The following is a 26,307-nucleotide window of genomic DNA, read 5'->3' as shown; positions in this document are numbered from 1 at the left end:
GCCGGTCGGGCCGCCCGGCGGTCGATTCATTTGGGGGACGATGAGCCGTTGAGCTGCCTCGCGGTTGGGGGCGGGTCATCGTTGTCGATTGCTGGGCGTGCTTGACCGGTCGCCCAGTTTCCCCGTGCGTCGCCGCGACTTGGGGGCGCCGCCCAGCTGGGGCGGCGCAGAATCGCACAGGGGGACCAGCATGATGAATGCTGAATTCAAGAAGGGGCCGTGGCGCGTACTCGCCTCCGCGGCCTTGGGGACGGCGCTCGCAGGCAGCGCCCTGATGGGGGCCGCAGTGCCGGCGCAGGCCGCGGCCGCCGCGGTTCCGCCCGGAACCATGACGGTCGCGCCCGGCGGTACGGCCGGTTCGGGCGTGGTCTCGATCGTTGCAGAGACTGGGTTGCACTTCGAGCCGCTCCCCGGAGTCGCGAATCAACCGAGTACGCAGACGTTCACTCAGGGATTCGCCGTGACCATTGGTTCGGAGACGCGGCAGGCGGACACGGCCAGCGGTGTATTCGATCACCAGGAAGTGTCCGACTATCTCGGATTCATGACGGAGACGACTACCTTCACCCGGATCGACATTCCGTATTCGTGCCAGCCTGCGGGTACACCTGTGACGGCTCTGCGCACCGCGGTCTCTGGCCAATCCGTTGATGTTTGGGGCGCCGCCTACAACACCCCGACCGGCTCGCCGGCGACCATCCCGGACAACGGTCCTCTCCCTGCGGCGTGCGGCGGCGGGAGCGTCGACCCGCAGCCGTCGGCGCCGGAGGCGAGCCTCTCGCCCCAGACCGGTGAGGCCGGCGCCACGTTCACGGTCACGGGCAAGGGCTTCCCGGCCAGCGCGACGGTGGGCCTGAGTTGGGACGAACCGGTCGCGACGCTCGGCACCGCCGCGACCGACGCTGCGGGCAACTTCTCCGTGGCCCTGACCGTCCCGTCGGGCTCCGCGGCGGGCGCCCACAGCGTCCTCGTCCTGGGCGAGGAGACCATCACGCTGCCTTTCACGGTCACGGCCGCCTCGGTCAAGCCTGCGCCGATGCCGAGCCTGACGCCGCAGTCCGGTCCCGCTGGCTCCGCGTTCACGGTGAACGGCACGGGCTACCTGCCGGGCTCTAGCATCACGGTCTCATTCGGCGAGGCCGCCGCGATCCTCGGCACGGTCGAGGTCGCAGCGGACGGGACGTTCGCGTTCAATGGCACCGTCCCGCAGGACGCGGCGAGCGGCGCGCACACCGTGTACGTGCTCAGCCACGAGAGCGGATCCCAAGAGCTCACGTTTACCGTCGGCACCCCGGAGACGGACCCGGGCAACGGCGGCGGCGAGGACCCGGGCACCGACCCCGGCACGGATCCCGGCCACAACGGTGACGGCCACAACACCGGGCACGACGGCGACGGCCACAACGGTGACTGGCATGGCGGCGACGTGGTGGGCGACGGTCACGACGGCGCCCATGGTGGCAACAATGCCGACAGCGCCGCAGACATCGACTATGCAGCGACCGGCAACGGCGCCACCACGACAGGCGGCAGCCAAGATGCCGCCACGGCAGACCGCGGCCTGAACCTGCAGACCGCAGTCGAGCACCCGGCGACGCCGTGGCTCGCCGCCGGCGCGGGCCTGGCCGCCCTTGCCGCGGGTGTGGTCCTGTTCCTGCGCCGCCGCAACGCCGGGTAGCACCGGCTAGCACGGAGCGCCAACAAGGCCAGTTCCGGAGCGATCACGCGTCAGATGCGGTTTGACGCGTGATCGCTCCGTGAACACATGCGATCTCGAGGAACACCTGCGATCTCAAGCGAGCATCGGGAACGTCGGGAGAGGAGCGGAACCGGATGAGGCATCGGACTCAGGGACGGCGATCGCGGGCACTCACCCTGCTCGCCGCGCTCCTCTTCGCCGTCTCGGGCCTCCTCTTCGCCTGCAGCGCCCCGGCGTCGGCCCCGGCGCCGACGCCCCCCGCACCGCCCGCGGCAGTCGAATCCGCGCCCGCCACTGCGCCGACCCAACCCGCGCCCGAGGTGACGGGCGCGCCCGGGGCGGGCGCTCCCTCGTCCGCCGCGAGCCCGACGCCGGGCGGCACCCCGCCGCTCCACCTCACCTTCCCTGCCGCGGGGGTGGACATGCCCGTGGAGGCGCTCGTGCCGACGGAGGCGGAGCTCGCCGCCCGCTCGCTCGAGCCGCCCCTCACGCAGGACGCCTACTGGCTCGCGAACTACGGCCGCCCCGGGCCGGGCTCCACGGATACCACGTACATCGCCGGGCATTCATGGATCGGGTTGGATGCGCCGTTCGACCGGATCGCCGACCACGCCGCGGTAGGGCAGCAGTTCACCGTCGGCACGGCCGCCGGCCCGGTGGCGTACCGAGTCACCGCGGTGGCAACTTACACGAAGGACACGCTCCGCGACGCCCCTATCTGGGCCGTCCAGCCCGGTGCGGTGGTCCTCGTGACCTGCTATCCGGAGGACCCGCACGGGAAGAACCTCGTGGTCACCGGGGTCCCGGCGTAGGAAGGCGTCTCCCATAGTGATCCCCACCGAAGCCGGCCCTCGCGCTCCCGTCCGCTCCCTCTTCCTGCTGTTCGAGTCGCGGGTCCCGGGCCTCCCGGACGGCCTCTATCACGGCTACCAGATCCGGCGCGTCGCAGAGGCCGCCGGGATTCCGCTCGAGGCACCCTTCGACCTCGACGCCTACCTCGACGGGCTGCGGGCCAAGCTCTACGGCGGGGGAGCGCACGACGACGGTGACGCGCCTCCCGCGGCGCCCTCGCCATCCGCGGGGGTCCACCAGACTGATCGCCCGGCCACGGGATCGCCGGGTGGGCCGGCCACCCAGACGCCATGGGACGCCGTGTGCCCCGACCCCGATGACACTGACGTGCGGCCCGTGGCGCTGCTCCGCGACCGGCTGCTGACAGCACTCACCGAGCCAGACGATGCCCGGAGCGCCGAGCTTCTCAACGCGGCCGGCAGGGACTACGACCTCTCGCCCGCCGTGGACGCCGAGGGTCGGCCGCGGGTCCTGTGGGCGCGGAACGATGTCGTGTCCCGGCTCGCCGCCGTCCTCGTCCCGGCCGCGATGTCAATCGCCGCGCCCCGCCAGCGGCTGAGGATCCGACGATGCACGGACCTCGAATGCCGGACCCTGTTCCTGGACCGAAGCCGCGATGGCCGCGGCCTGTACTGCACCCGAAGGTGTGCTGCCCGTGTCCGCGGGCGGCGCAGGGGAGACGGGGCCCTCCGGGAATGAGGGCCATCCCGGAACGGTCACGCGTCAGACCGGGTCTAATGCGTGACCGCTCGGCGGCAAGGGGCGCCTCCCGCGGCCTTACGGGTGGCCGTTGACGGTCGCGATGACCACCGGCGTCCAGTCGCCGAACGCGAGGACCGACTGGGTCGCGGGCGGACCGTCGTCGGCCTGGGGGAGCACCCGAGCGTGGTTCGTGAAGAAGCGCTGGAGCCGGTGGTGGGCCTGCGACGCGATCCGGATCCCTACCCCGCGGGTGCCGTCGGAGCCGCGCATGCCGTGCTCCCAGTCGATCATCGTGTACTCCGCGGACATCCCCCGATCCACGGGCCGGGAGAGGATCACGGTCCGTCCGTCCGGCGAGACCGCGCGGACATTGAAGGGCTGCCGGCCGGTGTCGTGGAACGTCACCTTGTCGCCGAGTGCCAAGAGCCGATACGTCATCCCGGGCCTCCTGTCCCCTGGATCCCGGTCCCAGAGTAGGCGCTCGCCTTCAGGGTGCCGAGGGCACCGCCCAACTGGTCCGAGTATGACGGATCACCTGCACCGGCCTTTCATCGCACTGGCCCTTCACTTGCACTGGCCCGGGGGCATCTTCAGGCCCGTGCTGGCCGCGGCGGCGCACAGCTGCGCCCTCGAGCTGTCCGGGAGCTGGCCCCAGCCACCGCTGGATGCCCGGTCCTGGAGAATCTGCGCGGGGCCCGGCGCCGGGGCCTGATCCTCGGGGGCAGGTGCGGGCGCGGGCGCCTCGACCGGCGCGGGCGCGGGGGCCGCGGGAACCTCGGCGGCCGGCGCGGGAGCCTGGACGGGCGCCGGCGCCGGCTCGACCGTGGGTTCGGGCGTCGAGGGTGCGGCGGCGATCTCGGCGGGCGCTGGAAGCGGCCTCGCCGGCCCCTGCGACGGCGTCGGGGTGGGACGCGCGACGTCGGGCGAAGGGCTCGGCCCGCTGGCCGGCGGTACCGGAGCGGCCCCCGGAGCGGAGACGGTCTCGGGGGAACGCATCGTGACGGCGAGCGAGACGGCCGAAGAGCCCAGTGCCACGAGGGCGAGGACGCCCACGACGGCGAGCGGCGCCGTCGTGCGCTTCGTTCCGGCGATCACGGCGAGCGGAATGGCCGCGAGCAGGACGAGTCCCGCCACGGCGGCCGCGGCGGGCGAGACGAGGAACAGCACGAGCAGCAGCGTCGCCACGCACGCACTCCCGAGCCACATCCACGTTCTGGGAGGTGGGGGCGCTTCCACCTCGGTGAACTTCAGGTCCATGGGAGCCTCCCCTCTCGCGAGGACCTCCACTTATCGAGGGTAGGCGGCACCGTCGGAGCGGCCAAGGCCGCGTGAAGAAGTTCGCACGAATGTCCGAGGCGTCGGCTAGTGTCGCCCCATGGACTCGACCACGCAGGCCGCCTTCTGGGGGGCCAGGCAGACGGACACCGGGACCGACTTCGCGCTCGCCACGGCACCCGTGGCCGAGCGCGTCGAGGTGTGCCTCGTGGACCACGAGACGAGCGCCCAGCGCTGTGTGGAGATGGTCAGGACCGGGGACGCCGCCGAGGGCCAGGCGGCCCGTTGGGAGGTGTCCGTGGAGGGCATCCGCGCCGGCCAGCACTACGGCTACCGCGTGCACGGGCCGTGGGACCCCGAGCACGGGCTCCGCTTCAACCCGTCGAAGCTCCTCCAGGACCCGCACGCGCTCGCCGTCTCCGGCCGCAACGAGTGGGGCCAGGAGATGCATGCCTACGTGTTCGGCGACCCGGCCAGGATGGACACCTCCGACTCGCTCGGCCACAGCATGCTCTCCGTCGTGGTGGACCACGGCGAGTACGACTGGGAGGGGGACACCCCGCCCCGCACGCCCTACAACGAGACCATCATCTACGAGACGCACCTCAAGGGGCTGACCCAGCTCCACCCCGAGGTGCCCGAGGAGATCCGCGGGACGTACGCGGGGGCCGCGCATCCCGCCGTCGTGCGCCACCTCGCCGAGCTGGGCGTGACGGCGATCGAGCTCATGCCGATCCACCAGTTCATCAACGACTCGACGCTCCTGGACAAGGGACTGGCCAACTACTGGGGCTACAACACGATCGGGTTCTTCGCGCCGCACTCTTTCTACTCCTCCTCGGGGGACCACGGGCAGCAGATCTACGAGTTCAAGGAGCTCGTCAAGGCGTACCACCGCGCGGGGATCGAGGTGATCCTCGACGTCGTCTACAACCACACGGCCGAGGGCAACCACTTGGGCCCGCAGCTGAGCTACCGCGGGATCGACAACGCCGCCTACTACCACCTCGTCCCCGGGGACGAGTTCCACTACATGGACTACACCGGCACCGGGAACTCGCTGAACGTGGGGCACCCGCTCGCGCTCGAGCTCGTCCTCGACTCTCTCCGGTACTGGGTCACCGAGATGCATGTGGACGGGTTCCGGTTCGACCTCGCGGCGACCCTTGCGCGCGAGGCGGGCACGGTGGACATGGTCTCGCCGTTCTTCGAGCTCGTCGCCGCGGACCCTGTCCTGAGCCGCATCAAGCTCATCGCCGAGCCGTGGGACGTAGGCCCGGACGGCTACCAGGTGGGCAACTTCCCGCCCCAGTGGACGGAGTGGAACGGCAAGTTCCGCGACTGCGTCCGGGACTTCTGGCGCGGCGAGCCCGGGAAGCTGCGCGAGCTCGCGATGCGCGTGGCCGGCTCCGCGGACCTGTACGAGGAGGAGGGCCGCCGCCCGAGCGCGTCGATCAACTTCGTCACCGCCCACGACGGCTTCACGCTGCGCGACCTCGTCTCCTACAACGAGAAGCACAACGAGGCCAACGGCGAGGAGAACCGCGACGGCGCCGACGACAACCGCTCGTGGAACTGCGGCGTCGAGGGTCCCACTGACGATCCGGGCGTGCTCGAGCTGCGTGCCCGCCAGCAGCGGAACCTGCTCCTGACGCTCGTGCTCTCCCAGGGCGTGCCGATGATCTCCCACGGCGACGAGCTCGGCCGCACCCAGCGCGGGAACAACAACGGCTACTGCCAGGACAACGAGATCACCTGGATCGACTGGGGGGCGGCCGATTCCGAACTCACCGATTTCACGACCCGCCTGCTCCGGCTGCGCGCCGAGCACCCCGTGTTCCGTCGCCGCAGCTTCTTCGACGGGTGCCCCGTGGACCCCGCCGAGGGCGACCCGCTGCCGGACATCGCGTGGCTCGACGCCGACGGCGCCCAGATGGGCGACGCCGACTGGGACGAGGGCTGGGCCAAGTCCATCGCCTTCTTCCTCAATGGCAACGCCGTTCCTACCATCGGCCGCGGCGGCGCCGCCGGGGACTCCGACTTCCTCGTGATCCTCAACGCCGCGGAGAACGACGTGGACTACCACATCCCCGACGGGCACTTCCCCGAGAAGTGGACCACCGTGATCACCACGTGCGCGAGCCACCTCGTGGGGGAGGGCACGGCCGCCCGCGAGGTGTTCACCGTGCCCGCGCGCAGCGCCGTGGTCCTCGAGGCCACCCGGCTCGAGGCCACACGGGAGGCATAGCGGAGCAGCCCGGGTCTCAGGCGGGCTCGGCCGATTGCGCCAGAGCGACAAGCGCCGCCATCCGGTAGAGGGCCGCCGCGGCCTCCTCGGCGAGGGGCCGGGCCTCCGCGTCCATGGCGGTCATCCCGGCCAGGAGCTCGCGCCACAGCGGATCGACCCGTTCCGCGATGGGCGGGGACTGGGTGAGCCTCCTCATGGCGCTCTCCAGCGGTGGCCCGGGGAAGGCCAGCTCACCCGTGAGGCACTCGAGGAGCACCAGCCCGAGCGAGTAGACATCACTGGCCGGGCCTACCGGCTCGCCCCGGACCTGCTCGGGGCTCAGGTACGCGGGCGTTCCGGATACAGCATCCTCGAGGGTGAGTTCCGAGTCGGGGATCCAGGCGATGCCGAAGTCCGTGAGTTTCGCGTGGGTCCGCCGGCCCTCGCCCGGCGCGTCCAGGAGGAGGACGTTCGCGGGCTTGATGTCACGATGGACCACGCCCCGGCCGTGGATGTGACCGAGGGCCTCGCACAGGTCCTGACCGATCTCCGCCACGTCGGACGGGCTCAGCGCGCCCCTCTTGAGCCGCTCCCGCAGGTCCGCACCGGAGATCAGCTCCATGACAAGGAACACCCGGGGCGCGCCGCTCGCAGTCCGCTCTGTTCCGGCGTCGAGCAGCGTCACGAGCCCCGGATGGTTCAGCTGCGCCAGCAGCTTCACCTCGATGTCGCTGCGCCGCAGCTCAGCCTCGTCCATGGCCGCCGACTGCATCAGCTTGACCGCAACCTCCCGATCAAGGAACGCGTCGAGCGCGCGGTGCACCACCGCCGTCGAACCTCTGCCGATCACCTCGGTGAGCCGGTACCGGCCCCCCACCAGTTCTCGGATACCGCCAGCATCGCAGTCCAGCTCTGCCACTCCAACTCGCTTCCAGCGCACACGGACGGCAGGAGGAAGCCTGAAGTGGCAGCCAATCGAGCCCGATGGACGGGCCTGTACCCAGCCCGCGCGAATCTAAACAGCGCAGAACCGTCGCATACACTCGCTAGGATTCCCCCACATGGCCTCGACGCAGGCCGCACAGCAAGGAGCTGACGCATGGAGAAGGACATCTGGCCGGGAACGGCCTACCCCCTCGGCGCCACGTTTGACGGCAAGGGCACCAATTTCGCGATCTTCAGCGAGGCCGCCGATTCGGTGGAGCTGTGCCTGTTCGACGCGGACCGCACCGAGGAGCGCGTCCCCATGACCGAGGTGGACGGGTTCGTCTGGCACTGCTACCTGCCCAACATCCAGCCCGGCCAGCTGTACGGCTACCGCGTCCACGGAGCCTACGACCCGGCGACCGGCCAGCGGTGCAACCCCAACAAGCTGCTCCTGGACCCGTACGCCAAGGCGGTCATGGGCCAGCCCGACTGGGCGCAGCCCCTGTTCTCCTACACGTTCGGGGACCCGGACAGCCGCAACGACGAGGACTCTGCCCCGCACATGATGCTCGGCGTGGTCACGAGCCCCTTCTTCGACTGGCAGGGCGACTCCCAGCTCAAGGTCCCTTACCACCGGACGGTGGTCTACGAGGCACACGTCAAGGGCATCACCGAGCGTCATCCCGAGGTGCCCGAGGAGCTCCGCGGAACGTACGCGGGCGTGGCCCACCCCGCCGTCGTGAACCACCTCACCAAGCTCGGGGTGACCGCGATCGAGCTCATGCCGGTCCACCAGTTCGTGGACGACAGCACCCTGCAGGAGAAGGACCTGCACAACTACTGGGGCTACAACACGATCGGGTTCTTCGCGCCGCACGCCGGCTATTCCTCGAGCGGCGACACGGGCCAGCAGGTCCAGGAGTTCAAGGCCATGGTCCGCACGCTGCACCGTGCGGGCATCGAGGTGATCCTCGACGTGGTCTACAACCACACCGCCGAGGGCAACCACCTAGGCCCCACCCTGTCCATGAAGGGCATCGACAATGGCGCCTACTACCGGCTCGTCGAGGACGACCAGCAGTACTACATGGACTACACGGGCACGGGGAACTCCCTCAACGTCCGCCATCCGCACTCCCTGCAGCTCATCATGGACTCGCTGCGGTACTGGGTGACCGAGATGCATGTGGACGGGTTCCGGTTCGACCTCGCCGCGACCCTGGCCCGCGAGTTCTACGACGTGGACAAGCTCTCAAGCTTCTTCGAACTCATCCAGCAGGACCCGGTGGTCTCCCAGGTCAAGCTCATCGCCGAGCCGTGGGACGTGGGCCCCGGCGGCTACCAGGTGGGCAACTTCCCCCCGCAGTGGACCGAGTGGAACGGCAAGTACCGCGACACCGTGCGGGACTTCTGGCGCGGCGAGCCCTCCACCCTGGGGGAGTTCGCCTCGCGCCTGACCGGCTCCGCAGACCTCTACCAGCACAACGGCCGCCGCCCCGTGGCGTCCATCAACTTCGTCACCGCCCATGACGGCTTCACGCTGCGAGACCTCGTCTCCTACAACGAGAAGCACAACGAAGCCAACGGCGAGGACAACAACGACGGCGAGAGCCACAACCGCTCCTGGAACTGCGGGGTGGAGGGCCCCACCGACGAGCCGGCGGTGCTCGAGCTCCGCGCCCGCCAGCAGCGCAATTTCCTCGCCACCCTCCTGCTCTCCCAGGGCGTGCCGATGATCGCCCACGGCGACGAGCTCGGCCGCACCCAGGGCGGGAACAACAACGGCTACTGCCAGGACAACGAGATCACCTGGATCGACTGGAAGAGCGCGGACAAGCCGCTCATCGAGTTCACCGCGGCCGTGATGCGACTGCGCGCCGAGCACCCCACGTTCCGCCGCAGCCGCTTCTTCGACGGGCGCCCGGTACGGCGCGGCGAGGGGCAGCCGCTGCCGGACATCGAGTGGCTCGGGGCCGGCGGCGAGCCCATGGTCCCCGAGGACTGGGACGTGCCCCTGGGCCGCAGCGTGGGCGTGTTCCTCAATGGCCACGGCATCCGCAACCACGACTTCTACGGTCGCCCCATCACGGACGCCCATTTCCTCATGTACTTCAACGCCGACGACTCCGACGTGGACTTCCGCCTCCCCGGCCAGGAGTACGCGCCGGGCTGGGACGTGCTGCTGGCCACCTCCGGACAGGCCGCGGGGGATGCCGAGATCCAGGCCGAGGCCACCCTGACGGTGCCCGCCAAGAGCATGGCCGTGCTGCGTGCCCACGAGCCCGCGCAGGAGGAGGTAGACCACTCCGTGGCCGCGTCCCTCGCCGCCCAGGCCAGTTCCAGCACCACCAACCAGCCGTCGTCCAGCGCCGCTGGGATGTAGCCCCGGCCCCCGAAGGAGCCCTGTGAAGACCCCCGCATCGACCTACCGCCTCCAGATCCGCCCCGAGTTCACGCTCGACGACGCGGCGGGGCTCGTTCCGTACCTGTCCTCCCTGGGCGTGGACTGGCTCTACCTCTCGCCCCTGCTGGAGTCGGTGGGCTCCTCCGAGCACGGGTATGACGTCTCCGGCCCGTCCCGGGTGGACCGGGAACGCGGCGGCCGCGAGGGGCTCGCTGCCCTCGCAGCCGCGGCCCACGGGGCGGGCATGGGCGTCCTCGTGGACATCGTGCCCAACCACCTCGGCGTCGCGGTGCCCGAGGAGAACCCCTGGTGGTGGTCGCTCCTGCGCGAGGGGCGGCACTCCCGGTACGCGGAGGCGTTCGACGTGGACTGGGACGCTGGGGACGGCAAGGTGCTCATCCCCGTGCTCGGCTCCGCCGAGGACGTAGCACAGCTGCGCGTGGAAGGGACACGCCTGTGCTACTACGAGAACTCGTACCCCCTGGCCGCCGGGTCCTGGCGTGTGGGGGACACCGCGCAGGAGGTCCACGACCGCCAGCACTACCGGCTCATCCCGTGGCGCGACGCGGACACCCGCCTGAACTACCGGCGCTTCTTCGCGGTCAACAGCCTCGCCGGCGTGCGGGTCGAGGTGCCGTGGGTGTTCGCGCAGAGCCACGCCGAGGTGCGACGGTGGGTCGAGGAGGGGCTCGTGGACGGGCTGCGGATCGACCACCCGGACGGGCTCCTCGACCCCGCCCAGTACCTCGAGCGGCTGCGCGACCTCTCGGGGGGCGCGTACACGCTCGTGGAGAAGATCCTCGAGCCCGGCGAGGCCCTGCCCGAGCACTTCGAGTGCGAGGGCACCACCGGATACGACGCGCTCGCCCTCCTGGACCGGGTCCTCGTGGACCCCGCCGGCGAGGAGCCGCTCACTGCGTTGGACACGGTGGTGCGCGGCGAGCCCGCCGACTACGGGGCCATGGTCCACGAGACCAAACGCTGGATGGCCGACGGGCTGCTCCGCGCCGAGATCCTCCGCCTGGCGCGGCTGGCCGCGGTCCGCCGCGGCGGTTGAGCGCAGCGAAGCGGAGTCGAAGCCCCTCGGCATCGACACCCTCGCCGACGCCCTCGCCGAGATCGCCGCGCACTTCCCGGTGTACCGCACGTACCTGACCACGGGTCCCGGGGATGTGACCCCTCAAGGCGGGGATGTGACCCCTCAACGCGAGGGTGGCGGCGGGGAGGAGCACGACGCCGCGGTGCTGGCCCGCGCGTGCCGGGACGCCGCCGTCGCGCGTCCGGACCTCGCGGAGGCGATCGAGGCGCTCGCGCCGCGCCTCGGCGACCCGCGCGAGGAACTGTGCCGACGGTTCCAGCAGACCACGGGCATGATCATGGCCAAGGCCGTCGAGGACACGGCGTTCTACCGGTACTCGCGCCTCGGGACACTGACGGAGGTCGGCGGCGACCCGACCGTGTTCGCAGTGTCGCCGGGGGAGTTCCACGAGTCGAACGCGGAGAGGGAGCGCAGGCTCCCCCACTCGATGACCACGCTCACCACGCACGACACCAAGCGCAGCGAGGACACCCGCGCCCGCATCACCGTCCTCTCCGAGCTCGCGGAGGAGTGGGCCGAGGCGCTGCCGAGACTGCTCGAGGCATCGCCGCTGCCCGACGGGCCCCTGGCCAACCTGCTGTGGCAGGCGGTCCTCGGCGCGTGGGGCGCGGATCGGGAGCGCCTGGCCCGGTACGCCGAGAAGGCCGCCCGCGAGGCCGGGGTGCACACGCTGTGGACCGCCCCGGACGAGGAGTTCGAGGCCGCGGTTCACAGGCTGGTCGACGATGCCACGGACCCCGACAGCGAGGCATTCCCGATCATCTCGGAGTTCGCGGACCGGATCGCTCCGCACGGCGCGTCCAACGCCCTGACGGCGAAGCTCCTGCAGCTGGCCATGCCCGGCGTCCCGGACGTGTACCAGGGCACCGAGCTGTGGGACCGCTCCCTGTGCGACCCGGACAACCGCCGCGACGTGGACTTCGCCGCCCGCGCCGAGGCCCTCGCCGCGCTCGACGCCGGCGCCCCCGTGCTCGGGCCGCTCGCCGAGGATGCGAAGCTGCTCGTCGTCTCCCGCACGCTGCGGCTGCGCCGGGACCGGCCCGAGCTGTTCACCGGCTACGCGCCCATCGAGGCGGACGGGCCCAGCGCCGAGCACCTCATCGGATTCCGGCGGGGTGAGCGCGGGGTGGCCGTCCTCGGGACACGCCTGCCCGTGGGCCTGGAACGCGCCGGCGGGTGGGGCGCCACCACGGTGCGGCTCGCCCGGCCCGGCCGGGACGCGTTCACCGGCGTCGCGTTCGAGGCGGGAGAGGTGCCGGTCGCGGAGGTGCTCGGCACGCTGCCGGTCGCGCTCCTCGTCCCGGAGGAGGCGCAGTGACTGGCCCCGACCGCAACGCTGCCGGAAGCGTGTGGGCTCCCATCCCCTCCCGGGTCGAGCTCGTGCTCGGCGCAGGCCCCGACCCGGAGCGGGTGCCGCTCGAGGAGGCCGGAGGCGGGTGGTGGGGGCCGCCGTCGTCCGAGTCGGCTCGCGTCGCCGAGGCCCTCGCGGCGGGAGAGAGGTACGGCTACCTCCTCGACGGCGACGGCCCCTTCCCCGACCCGCGCTCGCGCCGCCAGCCCGACGGTGTCCACGCGCCCTCCGCCGGCTTCGACCCCCGCGCCCACGCGTGGGCGGACCAGACCTGGACGGGCCGGGATCTGGCCGGCTCGGTCATCTACGAGCTCCACGTGGGCACGTTCACCGGCGAGGGCACGCTCGACGCCGCCGCGGAGCGACTTCCGTACCTCGCCGACCTGGGCGTCGGCTTCGTCGAGCTCCTGCCGGTGAACGCCTTCAACGGCCCGCACAACTGGGGCTATGACGGCGTCCTCTGGTACGCCGTCCACGAGGTTTACGGCGGCCCGGACGCGTACCAGCGGTTCGTGGACGCCGCCCACGCGGCGGGGATCGCGGTCATCCAGGATGTCGTGTACAACCACTTCGGGCCCAGCGGCAACTACGCGCCGCGGTTCGGCCCCTACCTCCTCGCCGGTGCGGCGACCGGCTGGGGCGAGGCGGTCAACCTCGACGGGCCCGGCTCCGACGAGGTCCGCGCCCACATCCTCGACAACGCCCGCATGTGGCTCGAGGACTACAGGGTGGACGGCCTCCGCCTCGACGCCGTGCACGCGTTCGTGGACCGTCGCGCCGTCACGCTCCTCGAGGAGCTCCAGCTCGTCGCCGAGGACGTCGAGGCCGCGACGGGACGGCGGAAGGTACTGGTCGCGGAGTCGGACCTCAACGACCCGCGGATCGTCAGCGGCCGTCAGGCCGGTGGGTACGGGCTCGCGGCGCAGTGGAACGACGACGTCCACCACGCGATCCACGTGACCCTCACGGGGGAGACCGCCGGCTACTACGCCGACTTCGCCGACCCGGGCGCCCTCGCGAAGGTGCTCCGCGGCGGGTTCTACCACGACGGCACGTACTCGAGCTTCCGCGGGCGCGCCCATGGCCGCCCACTCGATCCGGGCCGGGTGAGGCCCGCGCAGCTCGTCGTCTCGAGTCAGAACCACGACCAGGTCGGCAACCGGGCCGCCGGGGACCGTCCCAGCGCCGTACTGGGCTGGGACGGCCTCGCTGTGGCGGCGGTCCTGACCCTCGCAGGCCCGTTCACGCCGATGCTGTTCATGGGCGAGGAGTACGGGGCCACGACCCCGTGGCAGTTCTTCAGCTCCCACCCCGAGCCGGAGCTCGCCGCCGCCACCGCCGAGGGGCGCACCGCCGAGTTCGCCCGCATGGGCTGGGACCCTGCCCTCGTGCCGGACCCGCAGGACCCGGCGACCCGCGAGCGGTCGGTCCTCGACTGGTCGGAGGCCCGGACGCACGACGGCGCCCGCCTCCTCGCGCTGTACCGGCGCCTCATAGAGGTGCGCGCCGAGCTGCCGGGCCTGTGGTCCGGGCGGCTCGACGAGACCGAGGTGCGCACCGGGGAGACCGGCGGCCAGGAGGCCGGGGAGCCGGGCGGCCGGTGGATCTCGTGGCGGCGGCCCGGGGTGATTGTGTGCGTCGGCCTCGGGCCGGGGCCGGCCGAGGTCCCGCTGCCCGAGGGGTTCGGGGGCCGGGTCGTGGTGGCCACGGACCCCGAATGCACGGTGGTGCGCACCTCGACCGGCGCGGCCGTGCGCGTGCCGGGACTGGCCGGCGTCGTGCTCGCGTCCGGGCGCCCCGACGGAGGGAGCCGGCCCGCTCCTAGCCGGTGATGAAGAACGACTGGCCCGGCGCGATCACCAGCCGGCCCTCGACCGGTCTGGGGCCGCCGAAGCGGCTGGCCGCCAGCGTGCAGGTCTCTCCTCCGGAGAGCGCCCCCGCGATCTGCTGGGCGAGCGCCTCCGCCTCCAGGTCGGCGACGTCGTACAGGATTCCATCGATCGTGATTCGTGCCATTGGTGGGTCTCCTTTCCCGAGGTGAGGGCAGTGTCCTCGTCCAACTCACCGGAACCACCGGAGGATGAACCAGAGGAGGTCATCCTCGCTGGTCTCGGCCACGGGTCTCGGCGTGAGCCACGCCGCGCCGCGCGGCAGCCCCTGTGCCCACAGCGCGGACTCGGCGCGCTCGAGGGCGGCATCGTAGGCGGCCCTGCGGTCGTCGCGTCCGAGGACGGCGTAGGCGTCCATGACCTCTCCGAGCCGTTCACGGTCCCGGCCCGGGCCTCCGTCGGGGTGAAGCTCGCGCAGAAGCCGCCGGTATGCGGCACGCACCTCCTGCCGGCTCGCGGTCCGGCCCACACCGAGTACTTCGTAGAAGTTCCTCGCGCGCATGGCAGCCCCCCGCGGGGTGGGGCCTGCCCCCGGCAGGCCCAGTTGCGGGCCTGCCGGGGGCCGTTGTCCCTCAGGCCGCGATCTCCTTCTTCGAGTGGGTCGTGGAGACCGCGATCTTGCGCGGCTTGGCCTGTTCGGCCACGGGGATGCGCAGCGTCAGGACACCGTCCGCGTAGTCGGCCGTGACCTTGGCGGTGTCGAGGGCGTCGCCGAGGATCAGTTCGCGCCCGAACGTGCCGGACGGGCGCTCCGCGGCGACCACCTCGGCGCCGTCCGGCCGGTGGGACTGCCGCTCCGCCCTCACGGTGAGGACGTTGCGTTCGACGTCGACGTTGATGGTCTCGGCGTCCACCCCCGGAAGGTCGAATTCCACGACGAACTCGCCGTCCTCGCGCCAGGCCTCCATCGGCATGGTCGTGGGCCGCGACGCGGTGCCGAAGACTTGCTCCGTCAGGCGGTCGAGTTCACGGAAGGGATCGGTTCGCATCAGCATCTCTGCCACCTCCAGATGTTCCATGTGGGGTCATGACGATGGTGTCTGTAGAGCGGCCCCATGTCGGATCTGCCTCTACAGGAATAGATATAGTAGATGTGATGGCGCAGATCAAGTGCCTTGTGACGCGAAGGTTCTTGAGCTTCGACGGTGCCAGGGGCTGCCTGCGGGTGCGTCCGTGGGGCACAGGCGGCGGCCGTGCATTCCGCGCGCACGACGGCGCGTGGTCCCTCCCAGATTCGACCCACCCGACGGCCCAATCCGCGGCCCTATCAGGACTCGGGACCCGAAGGTCACATGGATACAGGCCGGTAAGTCGCAGAAACGGGGGTCTGCCGCCTACGCGGGGGTCACGCCCGGCGGCAAGGTGGCAAGTCGGCGGATCCGCACCAACTCGGCGGCCTTCGGCGAGCGGGCATCGCTGTGAGTCAACGACAGGAGGTGACTTCCAGGAGGTGACTTCCAGGAGGTGGCCCCCAGGAGGTGGCCCCCAGAAGGTGACCCCCAGACGTGCGGAAGGGGCGGCACCGTTGCGGTGCCGCCCCTTCCCAGTGGGCCAGTGCCTACTATGCGCGCCGCCTGGTGACCATGCCCCAGATGAACAGGACGATGAGGGCGCCGACGATCGCGGTGATCCAGGTGCCGAGGTGGAAGAAGCCCGTGACCGAGCTGCTGCCGAAGATGAGGCTCGAGAGGAAGCCGCCGAGGAGCGCCCCGACGACGCCGAGAACCAGGGTGGCGATCCAGCCGCCCCCCTGCCTGCCGGGCATGATCGCCTTCGCGATCGCGCCGGCAATGAGACCGAGAATGATCCAACCGATAATGCCCACGTCTACTCCTTGTATGAGGTCGATCATGACTTAGAACTGGGTGGGTACTTTGGGGCCTGACTCTTACTTCCTAGCATGGGCAGGGCGCCGCGTCACGTACTGATCCGGCAGTGTCGCGGAACCGTTGCCTCACGCTCCTGCGGATAACGTTGCGGTCAAGAAGCATCCTGAGGCGAAGGGGAACCATGGACCGCTGTGCGCTGATCGTCAACCCGAGCAAGCAGGGCGCGGCCGCGCTGTCCGAGGCCTTCCGGTCCCGCTGCGCCCGAGCCGGGATGGAGGCCATGGTGTTCGAGACCACGGTCGAGGACCCGGGCGGGGGCATGGCCCGTGAAGCCCTGGCCGGCGGGGCCCGGCTCGTCGTGGTGGGCGGCGGGGACGGCACGGTGCGCGCCGCGGCCGGCGTGCTCGCGGGCACGGGGACGCCCCTCGCCGTCGTGCCCCTCGGCACCGGCAACCTGCTGTGCCGCAACCTCGGGATCCCGATCGACGACCAGGGCGCGGCCCTCGAAGCGGCCTTCGGGGGCCGCGAGCGGTCCATCGACGTGGCGTGGGCGAGCCTGGATGGAGGCGACGAGCGTGCCTTCGTGGTCATGGCCGGGATCGGGCTCGACGCGACGATCATGGCCAACACCGACGACGACCTCAAGGCCAAGGCGGGCTGGCTCGCCTACGTGGCGTCCGCGGCCCGGACCATCGCCGGGGACTCCCGCCGGATCCGGGTCGACGTCGACGGGCACCTGGTCGCGGACCGGCGCCAGCGCGGCGTCATGGTCGGCAACTGCGGCAGCATCCAAGGGAATGTGGAGGTGTTCCCCGGGGCGGCGGTGGACGACGGGCTCCTCGACGTCCTGGCTGTCGCGCCCCGGGGCGTGTTGGGGTGGGTCCGCGTGGCGGGAACGCTCCTGAGCCGTGTCCGCCGCCGCGCGCCCCGCGACCTCGGGCACTTCACCGGCAGGACTGTGCGGGCTGCCGCGGCCGACCCCCACGATGTCCAGCTCGACGGCGACCATCTCGGACTCGCCCGCGTCCTCGCCGTCCGGATCGAGGACCGGGCGCTCACCGTGAGGGTTCCCTCGTAGCGTCCCGGGCGGCACTGGCGCCCCTGACGCACGACGGCGCGTGGGCGCCGTCGCGCGTCCGCGCGGGCGTCAGCCGAGCTTCTTGCCGATCGAGACGCCCATGGCCGTCTGCATCCCAGCAGTCGATGCGTCCGTGCCGCTGCCCTTCCGGACGGCTGCCGGCGCGGCCTTGCGGCCGAGCAGGAAGTACGCGATCGGCCCGATGGTGTTGATGAACGTCGCGCCGGCCCACGCGAGCTTGGGGCCGTTGACCTGGTCCGCGGGCCGTTTGGCGAGGTCTCGCAGCGCGAGCCCCTGCAGTGTGAACTGGATGGCCGCGCCGAGCACGATCCCGGCGCGCTGTCCGCCGCTGAGCTCGGCCCACTTCTTCTTCTTCGCTGTGTTTCGTCCCATGCGGCCAGTCTATGGAGCAGCCTCGGGTTGGGGGAGGCCCTTCGATAAGATGGAGTGCCGCGGCGCACAAGGACGCACGTCAGCGAGGCGCCGCGGGACGACGTGATGAGGAGTGCCGTGTCCGAGAAGAAGATCCGTGTAGCCATTGTGGGCGTGGGCAACTGCGCCGCCTCCCTCGTGCAGGGGGTGCACTACTACCGCGACGCCGACCCGAGCGACACGGTCCCCGGGCTCATGCACGTGCAGTTCGGCGAGTACCACGTGGGCTCGCTCGAGTTCGTGGCCGCGTTCGACGTGGACGGTAAGAAGGTCGGGTTCGACCTTGCCGACGCGATCGGCGCGAGCGAGAACAACACCATCAAGATCGCCGAGGTTCCCCCGACCGGTGTGACCGTCCAGCGCGGACACACCCTCGACGGGCTCGGCAAGTACTACCGCGAGACCATCGAGGAGTCCCACGAGGAGGCCGTGGACGTGGTCGCCGCCCTGCGCGAGGCCAAGGTCGACGTCATGGTCTGCTACCTTCCCGTCGGGTCGGAGAAGGCAGCGAAGTTCTACGCGCAGTGCGCGATCGACGCCGGCGTGGCGTTCGTCAACGCCCTGCCGGTGTTCATCGCCGGGACCCCCGAGTGGGCCGCGAAGTTCACCGAGGCAGGCGTGCCGATCGTGGGCGACGACATCAAGAGCCAGATCGGCGCCACCATCACCCACCGCGTGCTCGCGAAGCTGTTCGAGGACCGCGGCGTGACCGTGGACCGCACGTACCAGCTGAACGTGGGCGGCAACATGGACTTCAAGAACATGCTCGAGCGCGAGCGCCTGCAGTCCAAGAAGATCTCCAAGACCCAGGCCGTGACCTCCAACGTCGAGGCCGAGCTAGCGGAGCGCGACGTGCACATCGGCCCGTCCGACTACGTCGCCTGGCTCGACGACCGCAAGTGGGCGTTCGTGCGCCTCGAGGGCCGCAACTTCGGCGACGCCCCCGTCTCGCTCGAGTACAAGCTCGAGGTGTGGGACTCGCCCAACTCGGCCGGCGTGATCATCGACGCCGTGCGCGCGGCCAAGATCGCCCTCGACCGGGGCATCGGCGGGCCGCTGACGTCCCCGAGCGCGTACTTCATGAAGTCCCCGCCGGTGCAGAAGGCCGACGACGTAGCCCGCGCCGACCTCGAGGCGTACATCCGGGGCGAGCTCGAGCGGTAGTCCCTCACCTCGTCTGGGGCGCGCACGACGGCGGGCCGGTCACCCTCACACGGTGACCGGCCCGCCGTCGTGCGTGCCTTGACGATCGACCGGCGGCGGCGTAGACCGGACGTGTCAGCGGCGGCCGGGTGAGGGCGCGGAGGGCGCCGACGCCGGAATATGGTCTCGGACCCGATCTCGAGGGAGAGATCCATGTCCACCACCGCCTTCAACCTGCTCCGCGAGAACGTGCGCGGGACAGTGATCGAGCCGGACGATCCGGACTACGACGCCGCCCGCCGCGTCTTCAACGGCATGCATGACAGACACCCCGCCGCCGTGCTGCGCGTGTCCCAGACGGCGGACGTCATCGCCGCGGTGCGGTTCGCGCGGGACGCCGGGCTGCCCGTCGCGATCCGTGGCGGCGGCCACAGCGCCCCCGGCTACGGGACGGCGGACGGCGCTCTCGTCCTTGACTTCTCGCCCCGCCGTGGGGTGTGGGTCGACCCGGAGGCCAAGCGGGCGCGAGTCGAGCCGGGCGCGACCTGGGCAGACTACAACCACGCGACGCACGCCTTCGGCCTCGCGAGCACGGGCGGGATTGTCGGCTCCACGGGAGTGGCCGGCCTGACCCTCGGCGGCGGCATCGGATACCTCGCACGCAAGCACGGGCTCGCGTGCGACAACCTCGTCTCCGCCGACGTGGTCCTCGCGGACGGCACGTTCGCCCGGGCCAGCGCCGAGCAGAATCCCGACCTCCTGTGGGCCCTGCGCGGAGGCGGCGGCAACTTCGGCGTCGTGACGTCCTTCGAGTTCGAGCTGCACGACATCGACATGGTGCACGTGGGGATCGTGGCGTTCCCCGCCGCCGAGGGCGTGGCCGTGGGCCAGTTCTACCGCGACTGGATCGCCGGCCAGCCCGAGGAGATGGGCGCGTTCTTCGCCTACCATCAGGCGCCGCCCGTGCCGTTCATCCCCGAGGAGTGGCACACGCGCCAGGTGTGCCTGATCGTGGGCATGTGGACGGGTGATCCGTCAGAGGGCGAGTCGCGCTGGCAGCCGGTGCTCTCGGCGGCCCCGGTGGTGGGCTCGCTCGTCGCGCCCATGCCGTACCCGTTCCTCAACGGCGCCTTCGACGAGGGCAACCCTCCCGGGCTCCAGGGGTACTGGAAGGCGGACTTCGCCCGCGGGCTCTCCGACGACATCCTCCGCGTGGCGCAGGAGTACGGCTCGACGGTTCCCAGCCTGCCCACCGCCAACCACTTCTACCCGATCGACGGGGCGGTCCATCGCGTCGCGGCGGACGCGACGGCCTTCCCGAACCGCTCGGCGAACTTCGCGCCCGTCATCGCCGGCCAGTGGGAGAGCCCCGCGGACAACGAGGCGAACATCGCGTGGGTGCGCAGCTACTGGCGTGCCCTGCACGAGTTCACCGAACCCGGCGGGTACATCAACTTCCAGGACGCCGACGACCAGCCACGGATCGAGGCCAACTATGGCGCGAACTATGCGCGCCTCGCCGAGGTCAAGGCCCAGTACGACCCGGACAACTTCTTCCACGTGAACCAGAACATCAGGCCCGTGCGCGCGGCGGAGGGTGCCGCCGCGGTGGAGCCGGAGGCCACGCCCGCCTGACGCGAGCGCACGACGGCGGGTGCGCGCCCGCCGTCGTGCGTTCGGGTCCTCCGCCGGCAGCTAGGTGCCGTAGATGAAGGCCTCGGCGTGCTCCACCGCCTTGCGGAACGAGTCGTTGCGGAGGGCCGCCGAGTCAGAGCTCGCGGCGGACCCGTTGACGACCGCCTCGACGTAGGTCGAGAGCCCCGGCGGCCGCAGCACCCAGATCCCGCCGGCCGGCGGAAGGTAGAACACGGCAAACGAGCGGGCCGTCGGATCGTCCTCCCACACGGGCACGACGGCGACCGCCGCGCCCGTGTCGACGTTGATCCACTGTGCCCGCGGCCGGGGCTGGTCGCGCTCGAAGACGCTGGGATCCAGGAACGGCGCCGTGCCCTCGCCCCATTTCTCCTCGAACCGCTCATGGAACACCGGGAACAGCGTGGTGTCGTAGCGGCGCCAGCCGCTTCGCTCCGGGCTCATGGAGCCTCCTCCTCATCGACGTGGAGTCTGCGAACCTGCGCTGGGGTCCACCTCTCGGATCTACGTCTGCACGCATAGATATAGTAGATTTGGTGAAACAGATCAAGACCTTTGTGGAAGGAGGCCGGATGGCGCAGCGGCGGCGCTCCTCGGAGGGGGTGTACGCGATCTCGGTCGCTGCCGAGCTCTCCGGGATGGCCCTCTCGAGCCTTCGGCTCTACGAGCGCAAGGGACTCCTCACGCCCTCACGCACCGACGGGGGCACGAGGCGCTACAGCGAGGACGACGTCGAGCGGCTCGCGCGCATCGCCGTGCTCGTCGAGGCCGGCCTCACGATCGAGGGCATCCGGATCGTCCTCGAGCTCGAAGACGAGAATGCCCGGCTGCGACGGGAACTCGCGGACCTTCGCGCTGAACGCAGCCGCGCCGGGTAGGCCCGGTCCGCCGCGGGAGCGCAGAAGCGAGCGCACGACGGCGGGTGGGGGCCCGCCGTCGTGCGCTCGCTTGCGGGTGGGGCCGGCTCAGTGCTCCACGGTGGCGAGGTCGAGATCCTTTGACTCGCGCGTGAGCAGGACCGCGACGACGCTCACGGCCGTGAGCACGCCGAGGAAGATGACCACGGGCGCGATGTCCGGGCCGGCGCCGTACAGGCCCGCGACGATCCCGGGGGTGAAGCCCGCGCCGATCAGCGTGGCCAGCTGGTAGCCGAGCGAGGCCCCCGTGTACCGGGCGCGCGTGCCGAACTGCTCGGAGACGAACGCGGCCAGCGGGCCGTAGATGAGGCCGTGGCACGCGAGGCCCACCACGAATCCGAGGAACACCAGCAGCACGTTGCCGGAGGAGAACCAGCCGAACATCGGGTACAGGAACGCCATGAAGAGCACCATCCCGGCCACGAGCAGCGGGCGGCGGCCGACCCGGTCCGAGAGCCTGCCCATGAACAGGACCATCGTCATGGTCAGCACGGACGCCACGGCGAACGCGTAGAGAACGGGCTGGCGCGGCGCGCCGTGGTCCACCGCGTAGGTCACGGCGAACGAGGCGAGCACCACCTGGAGCGCGAAGCCTGCCGCACCGCCGAGGGTGACGAGGATGAGGTTCTTCGGCCGGCGCAGCACGCTCAGCAGCGGCACCTTGGGCTGGGCCTCGGTGAGGCGGTCCTGCTCGATTGCGGCCTTGAAGATCGGGCTCTCGGAGATCCTCGTGCGGATCACGAGGCCCACCACGAGCAGCGCGGCGGAGAGCAGGAACGGAACGCGCCAGCCCCATGAGAGGAAGGCCTCCTGCGGCAGGGCCGCGAAGAGGCCCATCACGAACGTGCCCAGCGCGGCGCCGCTCGGGCCGCCCGCGTTGACGAACGAGGCCGCGAAGCCGCGCCGCTTGGGGTCGGAGTGCTCAAGCGCCATGAGCGCCGCGCCGCCCCATTCGCCGCCGATCGCGATGCCCTGCAGGAACCTCAGGGTGACGAGGAGGATCGCCCCCCACGAGCCGATGACGGATGCGGAGGGCACGAGGCCGATCAGGGTCGAGGCCAGGCCCATGATCAGCATCGAGAGGATGAGGACCTTCTTGCGCCCGAGCCGGTCGCCGAAGTGCCCGAAGATCGCGCCGCCGAGGGGCCTGGCCACGTACCCGGCCGCGAACGTCCCGTAGGCCGCGATGGTGGCCGAGAGCGGGTCGAGACCGGTGAAAAAGACCTTCGGGAAGACGAGCGCGGACGCCGTCGCGTAGAGGAGGAAGTCGTAGAACTCGATGGTGCTGCCGAGGTAGCTCGACGCGATCACCCGGCGTGATTCGCGCCGGGCGGACTCGACGCTCAGGCCCTTGAGCCCGGCTGTGGTGGAACTCGTCACGGTGACCTCCATGTCACTCGGATGGAACGGGGTGGGTGGGGGTGGGGGCGATCCTCGCCAGGAAGCACCGCGGCGTTAGTTGATTATTTCGATCGTTGAATTTTTCTACGATCTCGAGACAATTCTATGAGACGGCTGTCACAGTGTCCAGTGGTTCTTGGGGGGCTGTGCTCACGCGCGGTGAAGGGGCCGGGCTTGGCTGCACGTGGACCGCTCCACTACTGTGGGCGGTGGCGGGCGCCGACTGAGGGTGCGTTGCGTGAATCATGGGGGGCGGACCCTCGGCAGCGCCGATCGCCGCCGGTCAAGAAGCGGCCGGCCCCTCGGCCGAGTCCGTCAGAAAAGGCCCTCGACCCGGCCGTCGTCGTCCAGGTCCATGCGCATCGCCGCGGGCTCCTTGGGTAGCCCCGGCATGGTCATGAGCGAGCCCGTGACCGCGACCACGAACCCCGCCCCGGTGCGCGGCCACAGCTCCCGCACGTGCACCGTGAAGCCCTCAGGCGCACCGAGAAGCGAGGCATCGTCGGAGAACGAGTACTGCGTCTTGGCCATGCACACCGGCAGGCCGTCCCAGCCGTTCTCGTGGATCTGCCTGAGCGTCTTCTTCGCCGCGTCGGAGAACTCGACCCCCGCGCCCCGGTAGACCTCCCGGACGACCGTGGCGATCTTGTCCTCGATGCTCATCTCGAGCGGATACAGCTGGCGGGCTGTTCCGGGCTCCTCGAGCGCGGCGAGCACCTCGCGCGCGAGTTCATCGCCGCCGTCGCCCCCGCCGCCGCGGCCCCACACGTCCGCGACGGCGACGCGGACGCCCGCCTCGCGGCACAGGCGCACGACGGCGTCGAGCTCCTCGGGCGTGTCGCTCACAAACTCGTTGACCGCCACAACTGGCTCGAGCCCGAACTTCCGCACGTTCTCCACGTGCCGGGCGAGGTTGGCGAACCCACGCACGACCGCGTCCGCATCCGGGACCTTGAGCTCGTCCTTCGGGACGCCGCCGTGCATCTTCAGCGCGCGCACCGTCGCGACGATCACCACCGCCGAGGGCGCAACGTCCGCCGCGCGTGACTTGATGTCGATGAACTTCTCGGCTCCGAGGTCCGCCCCGAAGCCGGCCTCGGTGACCACGACGTCGGCGAGGCGGCGCGCCGTCGTCGTCGCGAGGGCGGAGTTGCACCCGTGGGCGATGTTCGCGAACGGGCCGCCGTGGACGAGGGCGGGGGTGCCGGCGATCGTCTGGACGAGGTTCGGCTTGATCGCGTCCTTGAGGAGCATCGCCATCACGCCGGCCGCCCCCAGGTCCGAGACCGTGAGGGGCTTGCGGTCGTAGGTGTAGCCGAACGTGATGCGGCCCAGACGCTCCTTGAGGTCGGCGACCGAGGACGCGAGGCAGAAGACCGCCATGACCTCGGACGCGACGGTAATGTCGAAGCCCGCCTCCCGCGGGACGCCCTGGGCGGGCCCGCCGAGGCCGATCACGATCTGGCGGAGGGAGCGGTCGTTCATGTCCATGACCCGCTTGAACGTGACGCGGCGCGGGTCGATGGCCAGGGCATTGCCCTGGAAGATGTGGTTGTCGATCAGCGCGCACAGGGCGTTGTTCGCACTCGTGATGGCGTGGAAGTCGCCGGTGAAGTGGAGGTTGATGTCCTCCATCGGCAGCACCTGGGACTGGCCGCCGCCCGTCGCGCCGCCCTTCATGCCCAGGATCGGGCCGAGGCTGGGCTCGCGGATCGCGATCATGGTGCGCTTGCCTGCGCGCGCGAGGGCGTCGGCGAGGCCGACGGTGAGCGTGGACTTGCCCTCGCCGGCCGGGGTGGGCGAGATGGCCGTGACGAGCACGACGTGGCCGCGCCTGCTGTCATTCCCGGCCTCAGACAGGCGGCCCACGTCGATCTTCGCCTTGTACCGCCCGTACAGCTCGAGCGCCTCCTCCGGGATGCCCGCCTCCTCGGCGATCTGCACGATGGGGCGCAGGGTCGCCGCGCGGGCGATCTCGAGGTCATTGGGCAGGGGCGTGCCCGGACGCGGTGCGCTGGGCGTCGATGCCGAGGCGGTCATGGCGCCACCCTACCCCTACCCTGCGGCGCGCGGACGTCGCCGAGATCGGGCGGCCGGGTGCCGCCGAGGTCGGCGTCGGGACCCGATCTCGGGGGGAGGTCAGCCCAGGGTCGCCGGGGCCTGCTCGCGGATGGCCGTCCGATAGGCCGCGCGGGTGCCCTCGGCGGTCTGCTCCCAGCCGAACCGCTCGGCGTAGATCGACGCGGCACGGCCGAGGTCGTGCCGCGTCTCGGGGTCGTCGTGCAACTGCTCGAGGACCGCGGCCCACACGGCCGGCTCGTGCCCGTCCACGAGGAAGCCGGTGCGGCCGTCGCACACGGCCCGCGTCAGCCCGCCCACCCGAGCGGCCACCACCGGCGTCCCGCACGCCTGGGCCTCGAGCGCCACGAGCCCGAACGACTCCGAGAAGCTCGGCATCGCCACCACGTCCGCAGACCGGTACCACTCGGCGAGCCCCGCGGCGGGGACGGGCGGCAGGCGGCGCACCACGCCGTCGAGCCCCTCCGCCTGCGTGAGCAGGTCCAGATCGAGCCCGGCCGAGCCGCTCGGCGCCCCCACGATCGTCACCCGCAGCGGGATGTCGGGACGGCGCCGACGCAGCTCGCCCGCCGCGGCCACGAGCACCTGCGGGCCCTTGAGCCGCTGGATCCGGCCGGCGAACAGGACGTGGAACTCGCCCGGCCTCACGCCCTGGCCCGCGCGTGACCGCGCACGGAACGCGGGCCGGAACACGCCGAGGTCCACGCCGGGGGAGACCACGTCGATGCGGTCGTCGTCCACGCCGTAGTGCCGCACGAGCTCGTCCCGCTCGGCCGGCGTGTTCGCCGTGAATCGGGTGGCCTCCTCGGCGAGGCGCTGCTCGCCGCGCTCGCGGTTGGACGGCTCCGGGACGTCGCCGGCGGCCAGGTGGAGGTTCTTGACGCGCGCCATCGTGTGCATCGTGTGCACGAGCGGGACGCCCAGCTCGCGCGCCACCTCGAGCCCCGCCAGGCCGGACACCCAGTAGTGGCTGTGGACAACGCGGGGAACCGCGCACGACTCTCCGTCGTCGATGCGGGCGAGCACGCGGGCCGCGAACTCCGCGACCAGCGGGGGCATCTGCTCCTTCGCGAGCCGCCGCCGCGGGCCCGCCTCCACATGGTGCACGAGCACGCCGTCCGCGAGCGTGACCGTGTCCGGCTGGTCCGGCGAGGTCGCCCGAGTGTAGATGTCGACCCCCAGCCCGCCGGCCGCGAGCGCCCGCCCCAGCTGGGACACGTAGACGTTCATCCCGCCCGCGTCCCCCGCGCCCGGCTGCTCAAGCGGGGACGTGTGGAGGGAGATCATCGCCACGCGGTCACGGTGCTGCACGCTCCCTAGGCTACGTGCCCGCCCCGCCCGCGCGCCCAT

The 26,307-nt window shown here is 71.2% G+C and carries 22 protein-coding genes and 1 pseudogene; 11 read left to right on the top strand and 12 right to left on the bottom strand.

Going from position 1 to position 26,307, the window contains the following annotated elements:
• Positions 1-190 precede the first annotated feature (190 nt).
• From SCMU_RS14230 to SCMU_RS14220, 3 genes are all read left to right on the top strand, one after another.
• On the top strand, positions 191-1,678 hold the full coding sequence (locus SCMU_RS14230; RefSeq protein WP_229229780.1) for a hypothetical protein: 1,488 nt from the start codon (positions 191-193) through the stop codon (positions 1,676-1,678).
• Between the two features lie 155 nt (positions 1,679-1,833).
• Positions 1,834-2,511 carry a class F sortase gene (locus tag SCMU_RS14225; protein WP_229229779.1) on the top strand — a complete coding sequence of 226 codons (678 nt, stop codon included), beginning with the start codon at positions 1,834-1,836 and terminating at the stop codon, positions 2,509-2,511.
• Between the two features lie 16 nt (positions 2,512-2,527).
• On the top strand, positions 2,528-3,250 hold the full coding sequence (locus SCMU_RS14220) for a CGNR zinc finger domain-containing protein (RefSeq protein ID WP_229229778.1): 723 nt from the start codon (positions 2,528-2,530) through the stop codon (positions 3,248-3,250).
• Positions 3,251-3,328: 78 nt separating this feature from the next.
• Here the strand turns inward: SCMU_RS14220 and SCMU_RS14215 are convergent, their stop codons facing one another.
• Together SCMU_RS14215 and SCMU_RS14210 are read right to left on the bottom strand one after the other, a co-directional pair.
• Positions 3,329-3,691, bottom strand: a complete 363-nt coding sequence (locus SCMU_RS14215; RefSeq protein WP_229229777.1) for a hypothetical protein — start codon at positions 3,689-3,691, stop codon at positions 3,329-3,331.
• Positions 3,692-3,817: 126 nt separating this feature from the next.
• Positions 3,818-4,510, bottom strand: a complete 693-nt coding sequence (locus SCMU_RS14210) for a hypothetical protein (RefSeq protein ID WP_229229776.1) — start codon at positions 4,508-4,510, stop codon at positions 3,818-3,820.
• Between the two features lie 118 nt (positions 4,511-4,628).
• Here SCMU_RS14210 and glgX (SCMU_RS14205) point away from each other — a divergent pair, with 118 nt between their 5' ends.
• Entirely contained in the window at positions 4,629-6,776 is a 2,148-nt protein-coding gene (gene glgX / locus SCMU_RS14205) for a glycogen debranching protein GlgX (RefSeq protein WP_229229775.1), read from the top strand.
• 16 nt (positions 6,777-6,792) lie between these two features.
• On the opposite strand, the gene SCMU_RS14200 is transcribed toward glgX (SCMU_RS14205), so the two are convergent.
• Positions 6,793-7,674, bottom strand: a complete 882-nt coding sequence (locus SCMU_RS14200; RefSeq protein WP_229229774.1) for a serine/threonine-protein kinase — start codon at positions 7,672-7,674, stop codon at positions 6,793-6,795.
• Between the two features lie 180 nt (positions 7,675-7,854).
• Between SCMU_RS14200 and glgX (SCMU_RS14195) the strand changes: the two genes are divergently transcribed.
• The 3 genes and pseudogenes from glgX (SCMU_RS14195) to treZ all read left to right on the top strand — a co-directional run bounded on the left by glgX (SCMU_RS14195) (position 7,855) and on the right by treZ (position 14,368).
• Positions 7,855-10,065, top strand: a complete 2,211-nt coding sequence (glgX, locus tag SCMU_RS14195; RefSeq protein WP_229229773.1) for a glycogen debranching protein GlgX — start codon at positions 7,855-7,857, stop codon at positions 10,063-10,065.
• 22 nt (positions 10,066-10,087) lie between these two features.
• Positions 10,088-12,503 (top strand): annotated as a pseudogene (gene treY, locus SCMU_RS21015) (malto-oligosyltrehalose synthase).
• Positions 12,500-14,368: a malto-oligosyltrehalose trehalohydrolase gene (treZ, locus tag SCMU_RS14180; protein WP_229229770.1), complete on the top strand. Its 1,869-nt coding sequence runs from the start codon at positions 12,500-12,502 to the stop codon at positions 14,366-14,368. Before treY ends, treZ begins: the two are co-directional and overlap by 4 nt.
• Here the strand turns inward: treZ and SCMU_RS14175 are convergent.
• From SCMU_RS14175 to SCMU_RS14160, 4 genes are all read right to left on the bottom strand, one after another.
• Complete coding sequence (locus SCMU_RS14175; RefSeq protein WP_229229769.1) at positions 14,358-14,552, bottom strand: hypothetical protein; 195 nt, start codon at positions 14,550-14,552, stop codon at positions 14,358-14,360. The two genes, treZ and SCMU_RS14175, sit on opposite strands and share 11 nt — an antisense overlap.
• Before the next feature lie 45 nt (positions 14,553-14,597).
• A complete protein-coding gene (locus SCMU_RS14170; protein WP_229229768.1) occupies positions 14,598-14,927 on the bottom strand; it encodes a J domain-containing protein in 330 nt (109 codons plus the stop codon).
• A gap of 70 nt (positions 14,928-14,997) precedes the next feature.
• The gene (locus SCMU_RS14165) at positions 14,998-15,420 is read right to left on the bottom strand and encodes an Hsp20/alpha crystallin family protein (RefSeq protein WP_229229767.1); all 423 of its coding nucleotides are present in this window, start codon (positions 15,418-15,420) and stop codon (positions 14,998-15,000) included.
• Positions 15,421-15,986: 566 nt separating this feature from the next.
• A complete protein-coding gene (locus tag SCMU_RS14160; RefSeq protein WP_229229766.1) occupies positions 15,987-16,250 on the bottom strand; it encodes a GlsB/YeaQ/YmgE family stress response membrane protein in 264 nt (87 codons plus the stop codon).
• Between the two features lie 185 nt (positions 16,251-16,435).
• On the opposite strand from SCMU_RS14160, the gene SCMU_RS14155 reads away from it, so the two are divergent.
• On the top strand, positions 16,436-17,332 hold the full coding sequence (locus SCMU_RS14155) for a diacylglycerol/lipid kinase family protein (protein ID WP_229229765.1): 897 nt from the start codon (positions 16,436-16,438) through the stop codon (positions 17,330-17,332).
• Between the two features lie 69 nt (positions 17,333-17,401).
• On the opposite strand, the gene SCMU_RS14150 is transcribed toward SCMU_RS14155, so the two are convergent.
• A complete protein-coding gene (locus SCMU_RS14150; RefSeq protein WP_338027560.1) occupies positions 17,402-17,725 on the bottom strand; it encodes a PLD nuclease N-terminal domain-containing protein in 324 nt (107 codons plus the stop codon).
• 117 nt (positions 17,726-17,842) lie between these two features.
• On the opposite strand from SCMU_RS14150, the gene SCMU_RS14145 reads away from it, so the two are divergent.
• The gene (locus SCMU_RS14145) at positions 17,843-18,928 is read left to right on the top strand and encodes an inositol-3-phosphate synthase (protein ID WP_229229764.1); all 1,086 of its coding nucleotides are present in this window, start codon (positions 17,843-17,845) and stop codon (positions 18,926-18,928) included.
• A 192-nt stretch (positions 18,929-19,120) separates the two neighbouring features.
• Complete coding sequence (locus SCMU_RS14140) at positions 19,121-20,542, top strand: FAD-binding oxidoreductase (protein ID WP_229229763.1); 1,422 nt, start codon at positions 19,121-19,123, stop codon at positions 20,540-20,542.
• A gap of 60 nt (positions 20,543-20,602) precedes the next feature.
• Here the strand turns inward: SCMU_RS14140 and SCMU_RS14135 are convergent, their stop codons facing one another.
• A complete protein-coding gene (locus SCMU_RS14135) occupies positions 20,603-21,004 on the bottom strand; it encodes a hypothetical protein (protein ID WP_229229762.1) in 402 nt (133 codons plus the stop codon).
• 128 nt (positions 21,005-21,132) lie between these two features.
• On the opposite strand from SCMU_RS14135, the gene SCMU_RS14130 reads away from it, so the two are divergent.
• Positions 21,133-21,438, top strand: coding sequence for a MerR family transcriptional regulator (locus tag SCMU_RS14130; RefSeq protein ID WP_229229761.1), 306 nt, complete (start codon positions 21,133-21,135; stop codon positions 21,436-21,438).
• Positions 21,439-21,525: 87 nt separating this feature from the next.
• Here SCMU_RS14130 and SCMU_RS14125 read toward each other — a convergent pair whose 3' ends face one another.
• The 3 genes from SCMU_RS14125 to mshA form a co-directional block, all read right to left on the bottom strand.
• The gene (locus tag SCMU_RS14125; RefSeq protein ID WP_229229760.1) at positions 21,526-22,869 is read right to left on the bottom strand and encodes an MFS transporter; all 1,344 of its coding nucleotides are present in this window, start codon (positions 22,867-22,869) and stop codon (positions 21,526-21,528) included.
• Between the two features lie 324 nt (positions 22,870-23,193).
• A complete protein-coding gene (locus tag SCMU_RS14120) occupies positions 23,194-24,918 on the bottom strand; it encodes a formate--tetrahydrofolate ligase (protein WP_229229759.1) in 1,725 nt (574 codons plus the stop codon).
• Positions 24,919-25,017: 99 nt separating this feature from the next.
• Positions 25,018-26,307 carry a D-inositol-3-phosphate glycosyltransferase gene (gene mshA, locus SCMU_RS14115; RefSeq protein WP_443020328.1) on the bottom strand — a complete coding sequence of 430 codons (1,290 nt, stop codon included), beginning with the start codon at positions 26,305-26,307 and terminating at the stop codon, positions 25,018-25,020.

It is taken from the genome of Sinomonas cyclohexanicum (assembly GCF_020886775.1).
Classification (GTDB): domain Bacteria; phylum Actinomycetota; class Actinomycetes; order Actinomycetales; family Micrococcaceae; genus Sinomonas; species Sinomonas cyclohexanicum.
The sequence above is the reverse complement of the archived record's forward strand: the minus strand, read 5'-3'. Positions and strand labels throughout refer to the sequence as shown.

Coding starts and splice junctions, on each gene's coding strand:
- SCMU_RS14225 (WP_229229779.1), top strand. CDS start 1,834: ATGAGGCATCGGACTCAGGGACGGCGATCGCGGGCACTCACCCTGCTC.
- glgX (WP_229229773.1), top strand. CDS start 7,855: ATGGAGAAGGACATCTGGCCGGGAACGGCCTACCCCCTCGGCGCCACG.
- SCMU_RS14150 (WP_338027560.1), bottom strand. CDS start 17,725: ATGGGACGAAACACAGCGAAGAAGAAGAAGTGGGCCGAGCTCAGCGGC.
- mshA (WP_443020328.1), bottom strand. CDS start 26,307: ATGGGCGCGCGGGCGGGGCGGGCACGTAGCCTAGGGAGCGTGCAGCAC.
- SCMU_RS14210 (WP_229229776.1), bottom strand. CDS start 4,510: ATGGACCTGAAGTTCACCGAGGTGGAAGCGCCCCCACCTCCCAGAACG.
- glgX (WP_229229775.1), top strand. CDS start 4,629: ATGGACTCGACCACGCAGGCCGCCTTCTGGGGGGCCAGGCAGACGGAC.
- SCMU_RS14140 (WP_229229763.1), top strand. CDS start 19,121: ATGTCCACCACCGCCTTCAACCTGCTCCGCGAGAACGTGCGCGGGACA.
- SCMU_RS14135 (WP_229229762.1), bottom strand. CDS start 21,004: ATGAGCCCGGAGCGAAGCGGCTGGCGCCGCTACGACACCACGCTGTTC.
- SCMU_RS14170 (WP_229229768.1), bottom strand. CDS start 14,927: ATGCGCGCGAGGAACTTCTACGAAGTACTCGGTGTGGGCCGGACCGCG.
- SCMU_RS14215 (WP_229229777.1), bottom strand. CDS start 3,691: ATGACGTATCGGCTCTTGGCACTCGGCGACAAGGTGACGTTCCACGAC.
- SCMU_RS14165 (WP_229229767.1), bottom strand. CDS start 15,420: ATGCTGATGCGAACCGATCCCTTCCGTGAACTCGACCGCCTGACGGAG.
- SCMU_RS14175 (WP_229229769.1), bottom strand. CDS start 14,552: ATGGCACGAATCACGATCGATGGAATCCTGTACGACGTCGCCGACCTG.
- SCMU_RS14155 (WP_229229765.1), top strand. CDS start 16,436: ATGGACCGCTGTGCGCTGATCGTCAACCCGAGCAAGCAGGGCGCGGCC.
- SCMU_RS14230 (WP_229229780.1), top strand. CDS start 191: ATGATGAATGCTGAATTCAAGAAGGGGCCGTGGCGCGTACTCGCCTCC.
- SCMU_RS14130 (WP_229229761.1), top strand. CDS start 21,133: ATGGCGCAGCGGCGGCGCTCCTCGGAGGGGGTGTACGCGATCTCGGTC.
- SCMU_RS14120 (WP_229229759.1), bottom strand. CDS start 24,918: ATGACCGCCTCGGCATCGACGCCCAGCGCACCGCGTCCGGGCACGCCC.
- SCMU_RS14125 (WP_229229760.1), bottom strand. CDS start 22,869: ATGGAGGTCACCGTGACGAGTTCCACCACAGCCGGGCTCAAGGGCCTG.